We start from the raw sequence: 14,073 nt of genomic DNA, 5'->3' as shown, positions 1-14,073 counted from the left end.
GGGCCATCTAATGATCTGCCTGCGTTCATCTCTACCTCCAACGCCCGCGACCTGTACGGGCTACGCGAGGCCAAACGTGGTTGAAGCCATAGCCCGGCACCGGAGTGACGCGTTAGACGTGCGTGACCCTGAATGACTGCGGATTAGCGGCGCATGGTATTTTTCATGGCATTTAGATTCGTATTTCAATTAACATATTGATAAATATGATATTTTTTCAAAAATTTATAATCGAGTGGGAATTATAAATAAAACCACCAAGCCGACGCTAGCCTGAACGAACATCCGGTATTTTGAGTTATACGTCACGAACGGACATTCCGTTTACCCCAAAAGGCGATATCACTGGTAAGAGGATTGTCTTCCAAAGTGCTGCTTGCTTCGGCTTCGAATAGGTTTCTGTAGTGCCTGAAGCAGGCCGTCCTCAACAGGCATCTGTGATGCCAGTTTTGTAAATTCTGCCCGCTCGGCAGAAAACGGCTTGCTGTGAAGTAGAGACCGAAACAGGGACATGTCGCGACGGGCCTGTTCCTTGGCTGGGCGGTGTTTTTCGTTCCACTCGTAAATCTGTCTCTGATGCGTCCGGCTTTGTGCCTCAAACTGCTTGCTCAGCCAGTCTTCACGTTTTTTCGGTTTGGCCAGAGCTCCAAATTCCGTATCATATTTTGTTTTGATGCGCTCCAGCCTGGGTCTGTTCCGTTCAGTCACAACAGGTGGAGGGTTCGAAAAACCCCTGGTTCTGGCCCTCTGTGTGTGATTCCCTCTCTTCTGTGATGATTGAGGGAATGGCTCATGAAGCAGCCGGGCTTCTTTGATGTGGACGAGCGACTAGCCCGTTTGAGTGGCCTTGGCGATCAGCTCGAAGCGTTTTCTCGGACTGTGGATTTTGAGGTGTTCCGTCCTGATCTGGACAGGGCTCTGGCCTATGCGGACGGAAGTAAAGGTGGCCGTCCCCCGTTTGATCCGGTGCTGATGTTCAAGATCCTGGTGATCCAGACGCTGAACAATCTCTCCGACGAGCGAACGGAGTATCTGATCAACGACCGGCTGTCCTTCATGCGCTTCCTCGGCCTGGCGTTATCGGACCGGGTGCCTGACGCCAAAACGGTCTGGCTGTTCCGTGAACGGCTGACCGAGGCTGGCGCCATCCAGAAGCTGTTCGAGCGCTTTGACGCCACCCTGCGAAACGCCGGGTATCTGCCGATGTCCGGCCAGATCCTGGATGCCACGCTGGTGGCGGCGCCAAAGCAGCGCAATACCAACGCGGAGAAAGTTGATCTTCGGGAAGGCCGCATTCCGCAGGACTGGCAGGACAAGCCTGCCAAGTTGTCCCACAAGGATCGCCATGCGCGATGGACACTGAAGTTCACGAAGGCAAAGCGGCAGGAGGACGGGACGCTCCCGTCCACGGACCTCGCCATTCCGTTCTTTGGCTACAAATCGCATATTTTCATCGATCGAAAGTTTCGACTGATCCGGAAATGGAAAGCGACGGATGCCGCCGCCAGTGATGGTGCCAGGCTGCGCGAGGGCTTGCTCGATAAAACCAATACGGCCTCAAGCGTTTGGGCCGACACCGCGTATCGCTCGAAAGCCAATGAGGACTTCATGGACAAAGAGGGTTTCGTCTCGAAGGTTCACAGGAAAAAGCCGCATCTCAAGCCCATGCCCCGCCATATCCAGCGCTCTAACGCAGGGAAGTCCGTCATCCGATCCCGCGTCGAGCATGTCTTTGCCGATCAGAAATCGCAGACGGGATTGTTCATCCGGACCGTGGGCATTACCCGGGCCACCATGAGGATTGGCTTGGCCAATATCGTCTACAACATGCGCCGCTTCCTCTTCCTCGAGAGGTTGAACGCGGCCGCGTAGCTATCCAATTGGCGACAGCGTCCGATCTGCTCAAGACGCAGATCAAAAGTCACCCCAAGAACCGTCAATCAGCACGACAAAAGCCTGAAATCAGGAACCACGCGCGCCAATCAACGGTTCTTCGATCCCTCCACGTTTCTGGTTCATGGCTCTTTGGGCAAGGTCAAGCAAACCAGCTTGCTGTAAGGCCGTGCAAATGGGAACAACACGTTTCCCGGCTTCTGTCTTCGCACTCCATTCCATCCAGGGTTTACCTTTCAGGGCAGGGTGATCCTGCACCAGAATGCAGGGAATACCTTGAATCTCCTGAATGTCCTGTGGTCTTAAACGACAGATTTCTTCCAGTCGCATCCCTGTGTAAGAGGCAATCCCCACAATCATGGATGCTGTCTTATGGCTGATGGTGCCAAACTGCCAGGGCTGACCCGCAATGGCCTTTAAGTCGTTATCACTCCAGCGCACACGATTGGTTTTGGACTTGGTGTCAAACTGCCAGCCACCTGTGAAAACATTGCGATCCACAAGGTCACGCAGAAGGAAATGCTTCCAAAGTCCCGAAAGCTTGGTGAAATGGTTTTTGACTGACTTCCCGGAAATACGGGCCAGTTTGCGTTTCTTCGCATCTGCCACAAATTCCTGAACTGTCCGGGTGTCATTGCGCTGTTTGCCATAACTTTCCGGTAGCTGTTCCATCAGGGCTTTGAAATGCCCGACATCTGCCCCGGTATAATCCCGCATGGGTTTATCCCCACAGACTTCCAGAAAGCGTTTGAAGGTGCGTTCGTAGGATTTGATCACAGTGGATTTGACTGTGGTGTCCTTGCTTTCCAGGAAAATTTTAATCGCTTCTGAAAAGAGGGGAGAAGGTTTCTCCTTTGGAGCCAGAAAGGCTTTCATGTCCTTGATCTGGCTTTGAATATCCGTCAGGTCTGGAAGACTGGCTTTGGTCTTTTTCAGGTCTGTAACAGTGCGTTCCAGCAGATGCACACTTCTGCCAGTCAGATTTCTGGCTTTCTCCAGCTTTTCCACCTGTTCCAGACTTTCCATGGAATGTCTGAGTCTCTGATGGTCATATTGCGTCTGTAAGGATGCAATCCTGTGCTGGTAGTCCTGAATAAGCAGGTCAAAGAGTTCCTGCGCGTCTTCAGGCAGTTCATTCCTGATAAAATTTTCGTTTTCGCTGAGTTCTGTCTTGAGGTGCATTACGGAACGGAACAGCCTTTCGGTCTCTGCGAAAACTGCACACGCATATGGTTTGGCAACCTCGCGTTTGTTAGTGCCAAGGGAGAGCCATAGCTCCTTTTTGCCCACAATATCACGGACATGTGAAGGCACAGCCCTGCGGAAATGATACCCGGATTGGAGACGAATCAACATACAGACGGCTCATTTTGTAGAAGCCGATTGTAGAAGGTTCGGCTTTTATGGTTATGGGAAGGCCATAAAAGTCAATTAAACCAATATGTTATGAGTGGTGCGAACTGCGGGACTCGAACCCGCTCCCCTTGGTCGCAACCAGAAAGGCAAACCACTGAAATAGAACGATAATTTCAGATGAAATCATCCTTCGCATGGTGACTGCGGGTTCACTCTGCGGGCAAACCCGTGGGGCAGTCAAGAGAGGGATTTGTCTGGGCTCTGGTGGGAATATGATGTATATACGACGTATAAACTTTAAGTAAGGAATGTCATCATGCAAGGCGTTGTCAGGAAATGGGGAAACAGTGCAGCCATTCGTCTTCCCGCTGGTGTGCTTGAAGCCGTCAGTCTGAAGATCGATCAGGCCGTCGATGTGCGGGAAGAAGATGGACGGATTATCATTGAGCCAGTCAAAGCAGTTCCTCTCAAACTGGAAGAATTAGTGTCAGGTATTACGGCCGAGAACCGCCATGATGAAATGGACTTCGGTCCATCTGTTGGTGGTGAAAGCTGGTGAGTGCCAAAGTAAAGACTGCTTGGGTTCCTGATTGCGGGGACATCGTTTGGCTGGAATTTGATCCGCAGGCGGGCAGGGAGCAGGCAGGACACCGGCCTGCTGTTGTGTTGAGCCCCGCCAGTTATAACGCTAAAGCTGGAATGATGCTGTGCTGTCCGACAACGACCAAAATCAAAGGCTACCCCTTTGAAGTGGCTCTGACTGGAAAAACTGCCAGTGTGGTTTTGTCAGATCAGCTCAGAAGTCTGGATTGGCGCGTGAGAAAGGCAAAGCTCAAAGGCAAAGTTTTACCAGAAGAGCTTGAGGCCATCCGGCAGCGTATCAGATTGCTGCTTGGGTGATAAAAATAAGTTTCGTGAAATATTTTGATAATAGAGAAGAATAAGAAACCGTCTGTTTCGATAGGTTGTTTTTAAAAGGGGCTAGCAATGCTCAATGACGACCGATTGAGTAGCACGTAATGAAGAAAGTTTCTCCCATCGCCCCTTTGTTTTCATAAATGTAAGAAACTTTCATTTAATGAATATTATCATTTAAAATAATATTATCCTTTATCTTTAAAAGATTTATCTATTTTCGAAAAGAATTTCTTAAATTCAGAAAAATCTTTCTCAGGGAGTGAGGTTTTTTTGTTTCTTCTAACATTTTTGCTTTTATTTTATTTCTCGCATCGTTTTTCTCTTTCGTATTCGCAGACGTTAGTGCCTGAACAATATCAACATTTTCAGCGTAGACTTTCGCTTTTATTTGTTTAGGTACTAATCCTTCGATACACCCAGCCCCGGCTTCTGCTCTTCCTACAGCACAAAAATCGACATCTTCTAATAAATCTATTGCTTCCAATTTTTTCTGAATTTCCTCTTTGGCATCAAAGTCAAACGTAATAAAAGACTGATCCATTCGGCTTAACATGAATTTCAATATTTGAGTATTCTTTAGAGCATCCTTTCCATTGTAGGGAAGTATTCCTATCGATGAATCAATTTGATAAATTGATGGATATTTTTCTTTGAAGAATTGAAAATACTCAACATCAATTGCGCCTTCTACTAGGATGATTTTTCCGAATTTTGTGCCAAAAATTTTTGACCATCCATCAAAATCTTCTGGAACTACACCCAAAATTTTTGAGAAAGGCAGCATCCATTTATCGCCATTTGTAGGTACGATAGATGTTTCTCTCAAAGAGTTTCTGAATGTTTTTCTATCCAGTAGTATGTTGGCATCCGGCTTTTTCACATTTAACAGATACGGACTATGCGTATTAACGACCATCTGGATATCATATTCTTCAGATAAGCTAGAAAGCACATGTCCAAAATCACTTTGAGCGGAAGGATGTAAAAAACTTTCGGGCTCTTCAATTAACAAGACAGGCGAAAGTCTTTCCTGATCATTAGAATTTGTTTTTTTCCTAATAGCCTCAAGTATTGTCATTAAAAGTCTAGTTCGATTTTGAGTGCCCGCTCCCCAGTCTTTTAAAGGCACAGCGACACTTTTATCTGCCAGCCTAACATCTAATGAATATGACGAATTTTTACTTCCATCTACAGCAGAAAGTTCTACTTGATATTTATCATTTAGCTTTCCTAATAATTTATCAATTTCTCCTTTATGAGCTTTAGTTGCTGATTTTATTTTGGTCTGTAGAGCTTTTTTAGCTGCTGTAATTTTTTTCAAATCATCGGCAGAAAAATGCGCTTCAACAACTTCTAATATCCCTTGTCCACCGAGGAAAAAAGAACGTCCGGGGCTAACAGAATTATGAAATATTAAAGCATTTGAATTTCTTAGTTTTTTAAGTATTTCTACTGAAGATCGATCCTCTACAACGGCATTATCAATTTTACATGTTAATTTAGATTCGTTTGCGCTTATAAATTCTTGATGAAGTTTTAGTTCAATAATTTTTCCTTTTACTAGCTTTCCCGCATAAGAATTAATTGAAAAGAAAATTTCAGGGTCTTTTTCATCTGATATTTCCAAATCAACTTCTATTTCTATTTTTTCTTGCTTATCTTGCGGCAACCATTTTGTAAGATCTTCTTCATATGTTATATCTTCATGGACGGAAAAAATAGAATCACGAACATCTTTAATTAAAAAATGTTGCAGAATTTTAAATATTGCTGATTTCCCACAATTATTTTTTCCTGAAATGGCAGAATATGTATTGTCGAAAGAGACTTCAAAGTCTTGAAGGGTTCTAAAATTTTTTGCGGTAACTTTTTTAATTTTCATTAACAGGGTTGCCTTATAAATAGTTAATTTTTGTAGGATGTAATGAAGTTTTAGAGAAGTCAATCCAGACCAAAGATTTGGAGAATTTGAAAAGCGCTTTCGGTTTTGTTCTTGCCTTTGAGATGGAGGGTTCGAAAAACCCCTGGTTCTGGCCCTCTGTGTGTGATTCCCTCTCTTCTGTGATGATTGAGGGAATGGCTCATGAAGCAGCCGGGCTTCTTTGATGTGGACGAGCGACTAGCCCGTTTGAGTGGCCTTGGCGATCAGCTCGAAGCGTTTTCTCGGACTGTGGATTTTGAGGTGTTCCGTCCTGATCTGGACAGGGCTCTGGCCTATGCGGACGGAAGTAAAGGTGGCCGTCCCCCGTTTGATCCGGTGCTGATGTTCAAGATCCTGGTGATCCAGACGCTGAACAATCTCTCCGACGAGCGAACGGAGTATCTGATCAACGACCGGCTGTCCTTCATGCGCTTCCTCGGCCTGGCGTTATCGGACCGGGTGCCTGACGCCAAAACGGTCTGGCTGTTCCGTGAACGGCTGACCGAGGCTGGCGCCATCCAGAAGCTGTTCGAGCGCTTTGACGCCACCCTGCGAAACGCCGGGTATCTGCCGATGTCCGGCCAGATCCTGGATGCCACGCTGGTGGCGGCGCCAAAGCAGCGCAATACCAACGCGGAGAAAGTTGATCTTCGGGAAGGCCGCATTCCGCAGGACTGGCAGGACAAGCCTGCCAAGTTGTCCCACAAGGATCGCCATGCGCGATGGACACTGAAGTTCACGAAGGCAAAGCGGCAGGAGGACGGGACGCTCCCGTCCACGGACCTCGCCATCCCGTTCTTTGGCTACAAATCGCATATTTCCATCGATCGAAAGTTTCGACTGATCCGGAAATGGAAAGCGACGGATGCCGCCGCCAGTGATGGTGCCAGGCTGCGCGAGGGCTTGCTCGATAAAACCAATACGGCCTCAAGCGTTTGGGCCGACACCGCGTATCGCTCGAAAGCCAATGAGGACTTCATGGACAAAGAGGGTTTCGTCTCGAAGGTTCACAGGAAAAAGCCGCATCTCAAGCCCATGCCTCGCCATATCCAGCGCTCTAACGCAGGGAAGTCCGTCATCCGATCCCGCGTCGAGCATGTCTTTGCCGATCAGAAATCGCAGACGGGATTGTTCGTCCGGACCGTGGGCATTACCCGGGCCACCATGAGGATTGGCTTGGCCAATATCGTCTACAACATGCGCCGCTTCCTCTTCCTCGAGAGGTTGAACGCGGCCGCGTAGCTATCCCATTGGCGACAGCGTCCGATCTGCTCAAGACGCAGATCAAAAGTCACCCCAAGAACCGTCAATCAGCACGACAAAAGCCTGAAATCAGGAACCACGCGCGCCAATCAACGGTTCTTCGATCCCTCCATCTGCCACAAATTCCTGAACTGTCCGGGTGTCGTTACGCTGTTTGCCATAACTTTCCGGTAGTTGTTCCATCAGGGCTTTGAAATGCCCGACATCTGCCCCGGTATAATCCCGCATAGGCTTATCCCCACAAACTTCCAGAAAGCGTTTGAAGGTGCGTTCGTAGGATTTGACCACAGTGGATTTGACTGTGGTGTCCTTGCTTTCCAGGAAAATTTTAATCGCTTCTGAAAAGAGGGGAGAAGGTTTTTCCTTCGGAGCCAGAAAGGCTTTCATGTCCTTAATCTGGCTTTGAATATCCGTCAGGGCTGGAAGGCTGGCTTTGGTCTTTTTCAGGTCTGTAACAGTGCGTTCCAGCAGATGCACACTTCTGCCAGTCAGATTTCTGGCTTTCTCCAGCTTTTCCACCTGTTCCAGACTTTCCATGGAATGTCTGAGTCTCTGATGGTCATATTGCGTCTGTAAGGATGCAATCCTGTGCTGGTAGTCCTGAATAAGCAGGTCAAAGAGTTCCTGTGCGTCTTCAGGCAGTTCATTCCTGATAAAATTTTCGTTTTCGCTGAGTTCTGTTTTGAGGTGCATTACGGAACGGAACAGCCTTTCGGTCTCTGCGAAAACTGCACACGCATATGGTTTGGCAACCTCGCGTTTGTTAGTGCCAAGCGAGAACCATAGCTCCTTTTTGCCCACAATATCACGGATATGTGAAGGCACAGCCCTGCGGAAATGATACCCGGATTGGAGACGGATCAACATACAGACGGCTCACATTATAGAAGCCGATTGTAGAAGGTTCGGCTTTTATGGTTGTGGGAAGACCATAAAAGTCAATTAAATCAATATGTTATGAGTGGTGCGAACTGCGGGACTCGAACCCGCACGCCCTGTTGCGGGCGCAAGATTTTAAGTCTCGTGCGTCTACCATTCCGCCAAGTTCGCCAATGGTGTCCTGTTTAGCATATGCTGCGCATAGGACAATCATCTGCCATGATTTTATTGGTCGTCCGTCCCATCTATTTTCCGTGCAGGCAGGCTGTTCCACCGGGACCGGACGCCATCGGGAGGCACCCGGTCACTGGGGAGATATTACTGCTGGAAAGCGCGGGCCAGCATGTTCTGTTTTTCAAGCGATACGGGAAGGGTCGTATTGGTCAGCGCAATGCCCTGCCAGCCCGCACCCAGTGCCGTATAAAGGTTGATGGCATCCTGCAGCCGTTCCAACCGGGCCATGGCCTCAGCATTCTGGGCGTTCAGGGTGGTGCGTTCGGTGGTCAGCACTTCAAGGAAACCGACCAGACCCGCCGCATAAAGCTTGCGCGCGCGTTCGCTGGCTAGGGCACTGTCTTCAGCGGCCTTGGCCAGCAATTCGGTGTGTTCCTCATCGTCATGCCAGGCGGCCATCGCGTCCTCGACTTCCTTGAAGCCGTTGAGGACAGACTGGCGATAGGCCAGGCGGCTGGCTTCGGCTGCTGCCTGCGCCATGCGGATCTGTGAGGTGTATTTGCCCCCGTGCATGAGCGGCAGGGAGGCCATCATCAGGAACTGCCAGCTCATGCCCCCCATCTGGAACACCTGATACATGGCCGATGCATTGGGGTTGAAGTTCAGCGGAATGGTAAAGTTCGGGTACAGCTGCGCCACCGCCACGCCAATGCGCGCCGTTGCCTCGGCATAAGTGCGTTCGGCCTTGCGGATGTCGGGCCGATTGGCAATGACCATGGAGGGCAGGGTGGAAGGGAATTCCGGCACTGGCGGCAGGGGCTTGGCCACCTTCAGTTCCAGTTCCGACGTGCCGGGCATCTGCCCCATCAGCACGTCAATCGCATGCGTGATCTGGGAGATATGGGTCTTCAGCGGTTCGCGCGCCGCAGTCTGTGAATCCAGTTCCGCCTTGGCCTGCGCGATCTGCATGGTGTTGCCCACACCTTCCAGGTACAGCCGGTTGGTCAGGTCATAGGCATCCTGCGCCACATGGATGTTGTTGTTGGCAATGTTTAGCCGCAGTTGCTGGTCGCGCAGCATCATGTAGTCGCCCGCCAGTTCGGACAGCATCATCACCATCACGGCGCGACGGTCCTCAATCGATTCTTCCACCGCGCGGTTCTGGGCTTCCACGCTGCGGCGGATGCGGCCGAACACGTCAATCTGCCAGCTCGCGCTGAACCCGTAGCCAAGATAGGACGCTTCGGGATGATTGACCGGGTTGCCGGGACGCAGGGGCCAGTTATCGATATTGATCGAATACCGCACGTCACCCGCCGCCGCCTGAGCATCCACCTGCGGATACCACTGTGAGGCCTGCACGTCACGGATAGCGCGTTCGGCCATGATCCGCTGGCCCGCCACCTGCAGATTGTAGTTACCCGCAATAGCCTTGTCGATAAGCTTGTCGAGTTCGGGGTCCTTGAACAGGTGCCACCATTGCTTGAGTTCCTTGTTGGTCTCCTCAATCTCTTCTGGAGTGGCGGCGTGGTCATCCTCGGTAAACTTGGCCGGGGGTTTCATCCGGTCGGGCTGGTAGCGCGGTCCCACCGTGCAACCGGCCAGGAAAATGGCCGATGTCAGCAACAGGCCGGTCCGGCGGGTAACTGAATTGATGTTCATGATCGTGCCCGCGCCTTACAGGTGGTCTTGCAGCCATGTCGTCAGACGGCCGCGTTGGGTACGGGACTGGGGGCCCACGCTTATGGTTGCGGTCATGCCGGCCGCAAGGGTTACGCTGTCGGGCACATGGTCAAGGTGGATACGGACCGGGATACGCTGCGCCAGCCGCACCCATGTAAAGATCGGGCTGACATCCTGCAGTCCCAGCCCGTCGGGCTTGCCGTTCTGGTCATTGATACCGCGCGCGATGCTGACCACATGGCCGGGCAGGATGTCCTTGTAGCCCATCAGCTTGACGCGGGCCTCATCACCTACATGCACGCCCCACATCTTCGTTTCCTCGAAGTAGCCGTTCACCCAGTAGGAATCGGAATCGATCACCGCCAGGCGGGCATGGCCCTCGGTCACGTAGTCACCCACCCGCAGGTTGAGGTTGGTGATGTTGCCGTTGACCGGGGAATACAGGATGGAGCGCTGCAGGTTCAGCTTGGCAAGGTCGAGTGCCGCGCGTGCCGCATCGACCGATGCGATCTGGGTTGCCACGTTCGAGTTGAAGACTTCCTGCTCTTCCGCCGACACGATGCCACCCAGCCCCATGCGGCGGCGTGCGTCGTTCTGCTTGAGCTTCAGGTCTTCAAGCGCGCCATCCAGCCGGGCCTGTGCCTCACGGATCGCCAGACGGAAGCGCACGGGGTCAAGCACAAACAAAGGGTCCCCCCGATGCACGAACTGGTTGTCCACCACGGGCAACTGCACCACCGTGCCCGAGACTTCCGGCGCCACGTCAACCACATAGACACGGACACGCCCATCACGAGTCCAGGGGGCAATCATGTAGGTGTCCCATAAGGTGACGCCCATGACGATGGCCATCGTCACGACCGCCAGGGTCAGGACCACACGGATCAGGGTGCGCAAGAGGGGCATGGGGATTCTCGAACCTTTTTGGGACAGTCAGATGTACAGGATCATCAGGCAGAGGACGCAAGTGTATAGCGCCACCTCGAACAGGGCGAGATGCCAGAACCACTTCATTATGCCGCACCACCACAACAGCGAGCGCAGCAGCATGGTGACAGGCAGCGCGGCCACGGCATAGACGACAATCGGTGCCATGAAGACACCGAATAGGTTGAATTCGCTCAGCATCAGGCGGTTCTCATTCCGAACGGTCCCGTTGGAGGGGAAGCAGGCACGGGCAGGCCGGTGCGCACGCGGTACCTGTCCGGTGCTATCTGTAGCGGACCATGTGCCATGAAGAAACCGGCAATGACCCCAAACTGCAAAGATGCCACACCTGCAGGTGCAAAGTCCTGGCACCCGGTGCCCGGGCGCGGCAGCGCCATCATGCAGGTGGGGGCGCACACGTTCATGGCTGGGGTGCCGCGTTTGCAGGGGGGACGGGCCTGCTGCACAGATTGGCCTCGATCCGTTCGAATACGGAATAGCAGGCCAGCAGTTCAGGCGTGGAGATACCCTGCAGCAGGCGGCTGGATACGGCTTCCACCGCATGGCGGACCTGGCGGGCGGTCCGTTCGCCTTTTTCGGTCAGGCTGACCAGCTTGGAGCGTTTGTCTGTATGATCGGGGGAACGGAACACCAGGTCACGGCGTTCCAGTACATCGAGAAGACGGGCAACGGACGGAGCCTCGATCTCCAGGGCGCGTACAAGGTCGGTCTGGCGCACGGGGGGCGGCAGGAGGCCCAGATACAGCACGGGTCGCCATGTGGCCTCGGTCAGGCCATAGTCACGCAGGTCGTGGTCGACCTGCCTGCGCCAAGCTGCTCCAAGCCGGGCAAGGCGACGACCAAACGACAGTTCCTTCTTGTTGCGCTCCAGATCGGGCATCGGGTTCCGCCAGCGGGGGACATACAGGTAATAAGCATGCAAACCATTTGCGTGCTTAGTATATCCACAAGCTGCACGTTTCCAGAAAACGACAATGTGAGCCAATGCAATTTCAGCATGGATACTATCTGGCAATGAGGTGGATCATTGCCAGATAGTCAGGCATGGGCTGTGCCGGTGGCCTTATCTAGCCCGGCCGCGGAACAGGTTCCATACCGCGCGGCCGGTATGGCGGGTCAGTGGACCCGCCATCGTGGCCGCGACGGCTGACAGCGCAAGGCTCTGGCGCAGTTCATTCATGGCGTGTTCGCGTGCGAATCGTACCCGGATTTCCTCCGGTGTCATGTACGAACGCCGCCCCATGACCAGCCCCATAAGCACGATCAGCACGTCAAAACCAAAAACCGTTGCCGCCGCGCCAAGGGCGCTGAAGCCGAAGGTCTGGTAACACAGCGCCCACAGCAGCCCATGGCCGGTAATGGCGGCAAAAAAGGCAAAGACTGCTGCCACAATCAGAAATGCGGCCTGACGCCCCAGACGGATCGCCATCAGTTTGCGTAGGGTCAGTTCCCCTTCGATGATGGTTTTACCGAGTTCGCCTATTTTCATGATGCTCGCATATCCTCTGGTTGCAGCAGGCTATAATGCCCTATTTCGTTGCACGGCCAAGGAAATACCCGATTGCCGAGAAAATGGCGATAGCCACCAGCGAACGAGCGCGTGAACCGTTTTTCTTGGGGGCATGCTCCTCCAGGCTTTCGCGGGCCTGCCCGGCCAGCTTTTCGGCCTTGCTGGCCACGTCGTGCAGGGCCTGCTTGCCATGGGTATGCAGCAGGTTCTCGACATGGGTTTTCAGGGCCTGCAGGTCTTCATGCGTGACATTCTTGATGGAGTCGGTCTTGCTCATGATCGTATCCTTTGCGGGTAAAGTGCGGATAATCCTCTGGTAAGGAGGTAACCATTGCTTATAACGCGTTATCCCCCCAGTCAGGTTTCTGTTATCGCATGTCTCCTTTCTCCTCTCGGCTGGTTGTCAACGCGCTTACGGCTGTTCCCGGCGCGCCGGCGCTCTCGCTGCGCGCCGCAGCGGGAGCATGCCTGGCGGTAGTGAATGACGACGCAGCCTGTCTTTCCACGCTGGCGGACATGCTGGCGGGCCATGTGGCGGCGCATGCGGGGCAGGTCGTGATCGATGACCACGACGTGACTGGCCTGCCACCGCCCCGCCGCCTGTGTGTAGCGGTAGGGTGGCGCGACCCATTGTTCACACACATGACGGTCCAGGCCAACCTTGCCTTCGGGCTGCGGGCACGCGGGGTGGATGCACGGGTGGTGGCGGCAAGGGTGGGCGCCATCCTGGCGCTTCTGGGGCTTGACGGGGTAGGACACCTGCGTCCCGCCCGGCTCGGGCCAGAACAGGTGCTGCGTGTCATGATCGGTCGCGCCCTGGTGTCCGAGCCGCCGGTGCTGGTGCTGGATGATCCCTTCACCCCGCTGCCCCCCGCATCGCGCACGGCCATGCGCCGTCTTGTCGGCCGGCTTGTGCGCGCGCGGGGGCTGTGCGTGGTGCTGCTTACCCGTGCGCGGGAGGATGCGCTGCTGCTGGGTGATACGATTGCCTACATGTCAGGCCCGGAAATCGTGCAGCAGGGCACGGCGCTGGACCTGTTCGAGCGCCCGGCCTGTGACCGCGTGGCCACCGGCTTTGGCCATGCCAACAGCCTGACGGTGCGCGTGGCCAGTGTGGAGGATGACGTGGTCCGTGCCCACCTGCCCGGTGGCCTGCTGGTCGAAGCCATGGCTGCGCCCGGTGTGGTGGCCGACCAGTTGGCCACGCTGTGCATCCGTCCTGACCGGATTGCGGTCCTGTTTCCCACCCGTGCTGTGCCTGTGACCGATGATCCCGATGCCCCGCCCCTGCTGGAAGCAACGCTGACAGATCTGCGGCAGATGGGTGACCATGTCCTGCTGCGGTTCCGGCTGGCGAATGGGGAGGAACTGCTGGCCCGCAGGCCGCCTACCCCCGCTCTGCAACGTGTGGCACCAGGGCAGGTTGCGGTGCTGGCGTGGCAGCCGGGGCAGGCAATTGCCTTTCCGTTCCGGGGGGAAATGGGGTAGCGTCCGGCCATCGTGCCGCCCAATGCTTGAAAGACTGTTT

Annotated in this window: 15 protein-coding genes and 1 tRNA gene; 5 read left to right on the top strand and 11 right to left on the bottom strand. The window is 53.4% G+C overall.

Features of this window, described 5'->3' with window-relative positions; translation table 11 throughout:
- Positions 1 to 342 precede the first annotated feature (342 nt).
- Positions 343 to 708 (bottom strand): hypothetical protein, encoded by a 366-nt coding sequence (locus GLX_RS18460; protein WP_158309230.1) that lies wholly within the window; start codon positions 706 to 708, stop codon positions 343 to 345.
- Between the two features lie 84 nt (positions 709 to 792).
- On the opposite strand from GLX_RS18460, the gene GLX_RS08965 reads away from it, so the two are divergent.
- The gene (locus tag GLX_RS08965; protein WP_014105653.1) at positions 793 to 1,872 is read left to right on the top strand and encodes an IS5 family transposase; all 1,080 of its coding nucleotides are present in this window, start codon (positions 793 to 795) and stop codon (positions 1,870 to 1,872) included.
- A 90-nt stretch (positions 1,873 to 1,962) separates the two neighbouring features.
- Here GLX_RS08965 and GLX_RS08960 read toward each other — a convergent pair whose 3' ends face one another.
- Positions 1,963 to 3,249 (bottom strand): DUF6538 domain-containing protein, encoded by a 1,287-nt coding sequence (locus tag GLX_RS08960; protein WP_014105652.1) that lies wholly within the window; start codon positions 3,247 to 3,249, stop codon positions 1,963 to 1,965.
- A gap of 316 nt (positions 3,250 to 3,565) precedes the next feature.
- Here GLX_RS08960 and GLX_RS08955 point away from each other — a divergent pair, with 316 nt between their 5' ends.
- Together GLX_RS08955 and mazF are read left to right on the top strand one after the other, a co-directional pair.
- Positions 3,566 to 3,808 carry an AbrB/MazE/SpoVT family DNA-binding domain-containing protein gene (locus GLX_RS08955; RefSeq protein ID WP_014105651.1) on the top strand — a complete coding sequence of 81 codons (243 nt, stop codon included), beginning with the start codon at positions 3,566 to 3,568 and terminating at the stop codon, positions 3,806 to 3,808.
- Positions 3,805 to 4,149 (top strand): endoribonuclease MazF, encoded by a 345-nt coding sequence (gene mazF, locus GLX_RS17260; RefSeq protein ID WP_081477885.1) that lies wholly within the window; start codon positions 3,805 to 3,807, stop codon positions 4,147 to 4,149. The genes GLX_RS08955 and mazF overlap by 4 nt, the downstream gene beginning before the upstream one ends.
- A 229-nt stretch (positions 4,150 to 4,378) precedes the next feature.
- On the opposite strand, the gene GLX_RS17255 is transcribed toward mazF, so the two are convergent.
- The gene (locus GLX_RS17255; protein ID WP_014105650.1) at positions 4,379 to 6,049 is read right to left on the bottom strand and encodes an ATP-dependent nuclease; all 1,671 of its coding nucleotides are present in this window, start codon (positions 6,047 to 6,049) and stop codon (positions 4,379 to 4,381) included.
- A 201-nt stretch (positions 6,050 to 6,250) separates the two neighbouring features.
- On the opposite strand from GLX_RS17255, the gene GLX_RS08950 reads away from it, so the two are divergent.
- Positions 6,251 to 7,330 carry an IS5 family transposase gene (locus GLX_RS08950; protein ID WP_014104060.1) on the top strand — a complete coding sequence of 360 codons (1,080 nt, stop codon included), beginning with the start codon at positions 6,251 to 6,253 and terminating at the stop codon, positions 7,328 to 7,330.
- Positions 7,331 to 7,420: 90 nt separating this feature from the next.
- Here GLX_RS08950 and GLX_RS08945 read toward each other — a convergent pair whose 3' ends face one another.
- From GLX_RS08945 to GLX_RS08905, 8 genes are all read right to left on the bottom strand, one after another.
- Positions 7,421 to 8,218 carry a DUF6538 domain-containing protein gene (locus GLX_RS08945; protein WP_014105649.1) on the bottom strand — a complete coding sequence of 266 codons (798 nt, stop codon included), beginning with the start codon at positions 8,216 to 8,218 and terminating at the stop codon, positions 7,421 to 7,423.
- A gap of 95 nt (positions 8,219 to 8,313) precedes the next feature.
- Positions 8,314 to 8,401: transfer RNA gene (locus GLX_RS08940), tRNA-Leu, on the bottom strand.
- Between the two features lie 147 nt (positions 8,402 to 8,548).
- The gene (locus GLX_RS08935) at positions 8,549 to 10,066 is read right to left on the bottom strand and encodes an efflux transporter outer membrane subunit (protein ID WP_014105648.1); all 1,518 of its coding nucleotides are present in this window, start codon (positions 10,064 to 10,066) and stop codon (positions 8,549 to 8,551) included.
- Positions 10,067 to 10,081: 15 nt separating this feature from the next.
- Positions 10,082 to 10,993 (bottom strand): HlyD family efflux transporter periplasmic adaptor subunit, encoded by a 912-nt coding sequence (locus GLX_RS08930; RefSeq protein WP_014105647.1) that lies wholly within the window; start codon positions 10,991 to 10,993, stop codon positions 10,082 to 10,084.
- A gap of 27 nt (positions 10,994 to 11,020) precedes the next feature.
- A complete protein-coding gene (locus GLX_RS08925) occupies positions 11,021 to 11,215 on the bottom strand; it encodes a DUF1656 domain-containing protein (protein ID WP_010510087.1) in 195 nt (64 codons plus the stop codon).
- 220 nt (positions 11,216 to 11,435) lie between these two features.
- Positions 11,436 to 11,915 (bottom strand): MarR family winged helix-turn-helix transcriptional regulator, encoded by a 480-nt coding sequence (locus GLX_RS08915; RefSeq protein ID WP_041247313.1) that lies wholly within the window; start codon positions 11,913 to 11,915, stop codon positions 11,436 to 11,438.
- A gap of 183 nt (positions 11,916 to 12,098) precedes the next feature.
- Positions 12,099 to 12,524: a hypothetical protein gene (locus GLX_RS08910; protein ID WP_014105644.1), complete on the bottom strand. Its 426-nt coding sequence runs from the start codon at positions 12,522 to 12,524 to the stop codon at positions 12,099 to 12,101.
- A gap of 40 nt (positions 12,525 to 12,564) precedes the next feature.
- Positions 12,565 to 12,822, bottom strand: coding sequence for a hypothetical protein (locus GLX_RS08905; RefSeq protein WP_014105643.1), 258 nt, complete (start codon positions 12,820 to 12,822; stop codon positions 12,565 to 12,567).
- Between the two features lie 98 nt (positions 12,823 to 12,920).
- On the opposite strand from GLX_RS08905, the gene GLX_RS08900 reads away from it, so the two are divergent.
- On the top strand, positions 12,921 to 14,033 hold the full coding sequence (locus GLX_RS08900; RefSeq protein ID WP_014105642.1) for an ABC transporter ATP-binding protein: 1,113 nt from the start codon (positions 12,921 to 12,923) through the stop codon (positions 14,031 to 14,033).
- The last annotated feature ends 40 nt before the right edge of the window (positions 14,034 to 14,073 follow it).

Origin of the sequence: Komagataeibacter medellinensis NBRC 3288, assembly GCF_000182745.2 — a bacterium.
Lineage (GTDB): Bacteria > Pseudomonadota > Alphaproteobacteria > Acetobacterales > Acetobacteraceae > Komagataeibacter > Komagataeibacter medellinensis.
This window is presented reverse-complemented; position numbering and strand designations above follow the sequence as displayed.

Coding starts and splice junctions, on each gene's coding strand:
- GLX_RS08925 (WP_010510087.1), bottom strand. CDS start 11,215: ATGCTGAGCGAATTCAACCTATTCGGTGTCTTCATGGCACCGATTGTC.
- GLX_RS08910 (WP_014105644.1), bottom strand. CDS start 12,524: ATGAAAATAGGCGAACTCGGTAAAACCATCATCGAAGGGGAACTGACC.
- GLX_RS08935 (WP_014105648.1), bottom strand. CDS start 10,066: ATGAACATCAATTCAGTTACCCGCCGGACCGGCCTGTTGCTGACATCG.
- GLX_RS08965 (WP_014105653.1), top strand. CDS start 793: ATGAAGCAGCCGGGCTTCTTTGATGTGGACGAGCGACTAGCCCGTTTG.
- GLX_RS08950 (WP_014104060.1), top strand. CDS start 6,251: ATGAAGCAGCCGGGCTTCTTTGATGTGGACGAGCGACTAGCCCGTTTG.
- GLX_RS08960 (WP_014105652.1), bottom strand. CDS start 3,249: ATGTTGATTCGTCTCCAATCCGGGTATCATTTCCGCAGGGCTGTGCCT.
- GLX_RS08930 (WP_014105647.1), bottom strand. CDS start 10,993: ATGCCCCTCTTGCGCACCCTGATCCGTGTGGTCCTGACCCTGGCGGTC.
- GLX_RS08955 (WP_014105651.1), top strand. CDS start 3,566: ATGCAAGGCGTTGTCAGGAAATGGGGAAACAGTGCAGCCATTCGTCTT.
- GLX_RS17255 (WP_014105650.1), bottom strand. CDS start 6,049: ATGAAAATTAAAAAAGTTACCGCAAAAAATTTTAGAACCCTTCAAGAC.
- GLX_RS08945 (WP_014105649.1), bottom strand. CDS start 8,218: ATGTTGATCCGTCTCCAATCCGGGTATCATTTCCGCAGGGCTGTGCCT.
- GLX_RS08915 (WP_041247313.1), bottom strand. CDS start 11,915: ATGCCCGATCTGGAGCGCAACAAGAAGGAACTGTCGTTTGGTCGTCGC.
- GLX_RS08900 (WP_014105642.1), top strand. CDS start 12,921: ATGTCTCCTTTCTCCTCTCGGCTGGTTGTCAACGCGCTTACGGCTGTT.
- GLX_RS08905 (WP_014105643.1), bottom strand. CDS start 12,822: ATGAGCAAGACCGACTCCATCAAGAATGTCACGCATGAAGACCTGCAG.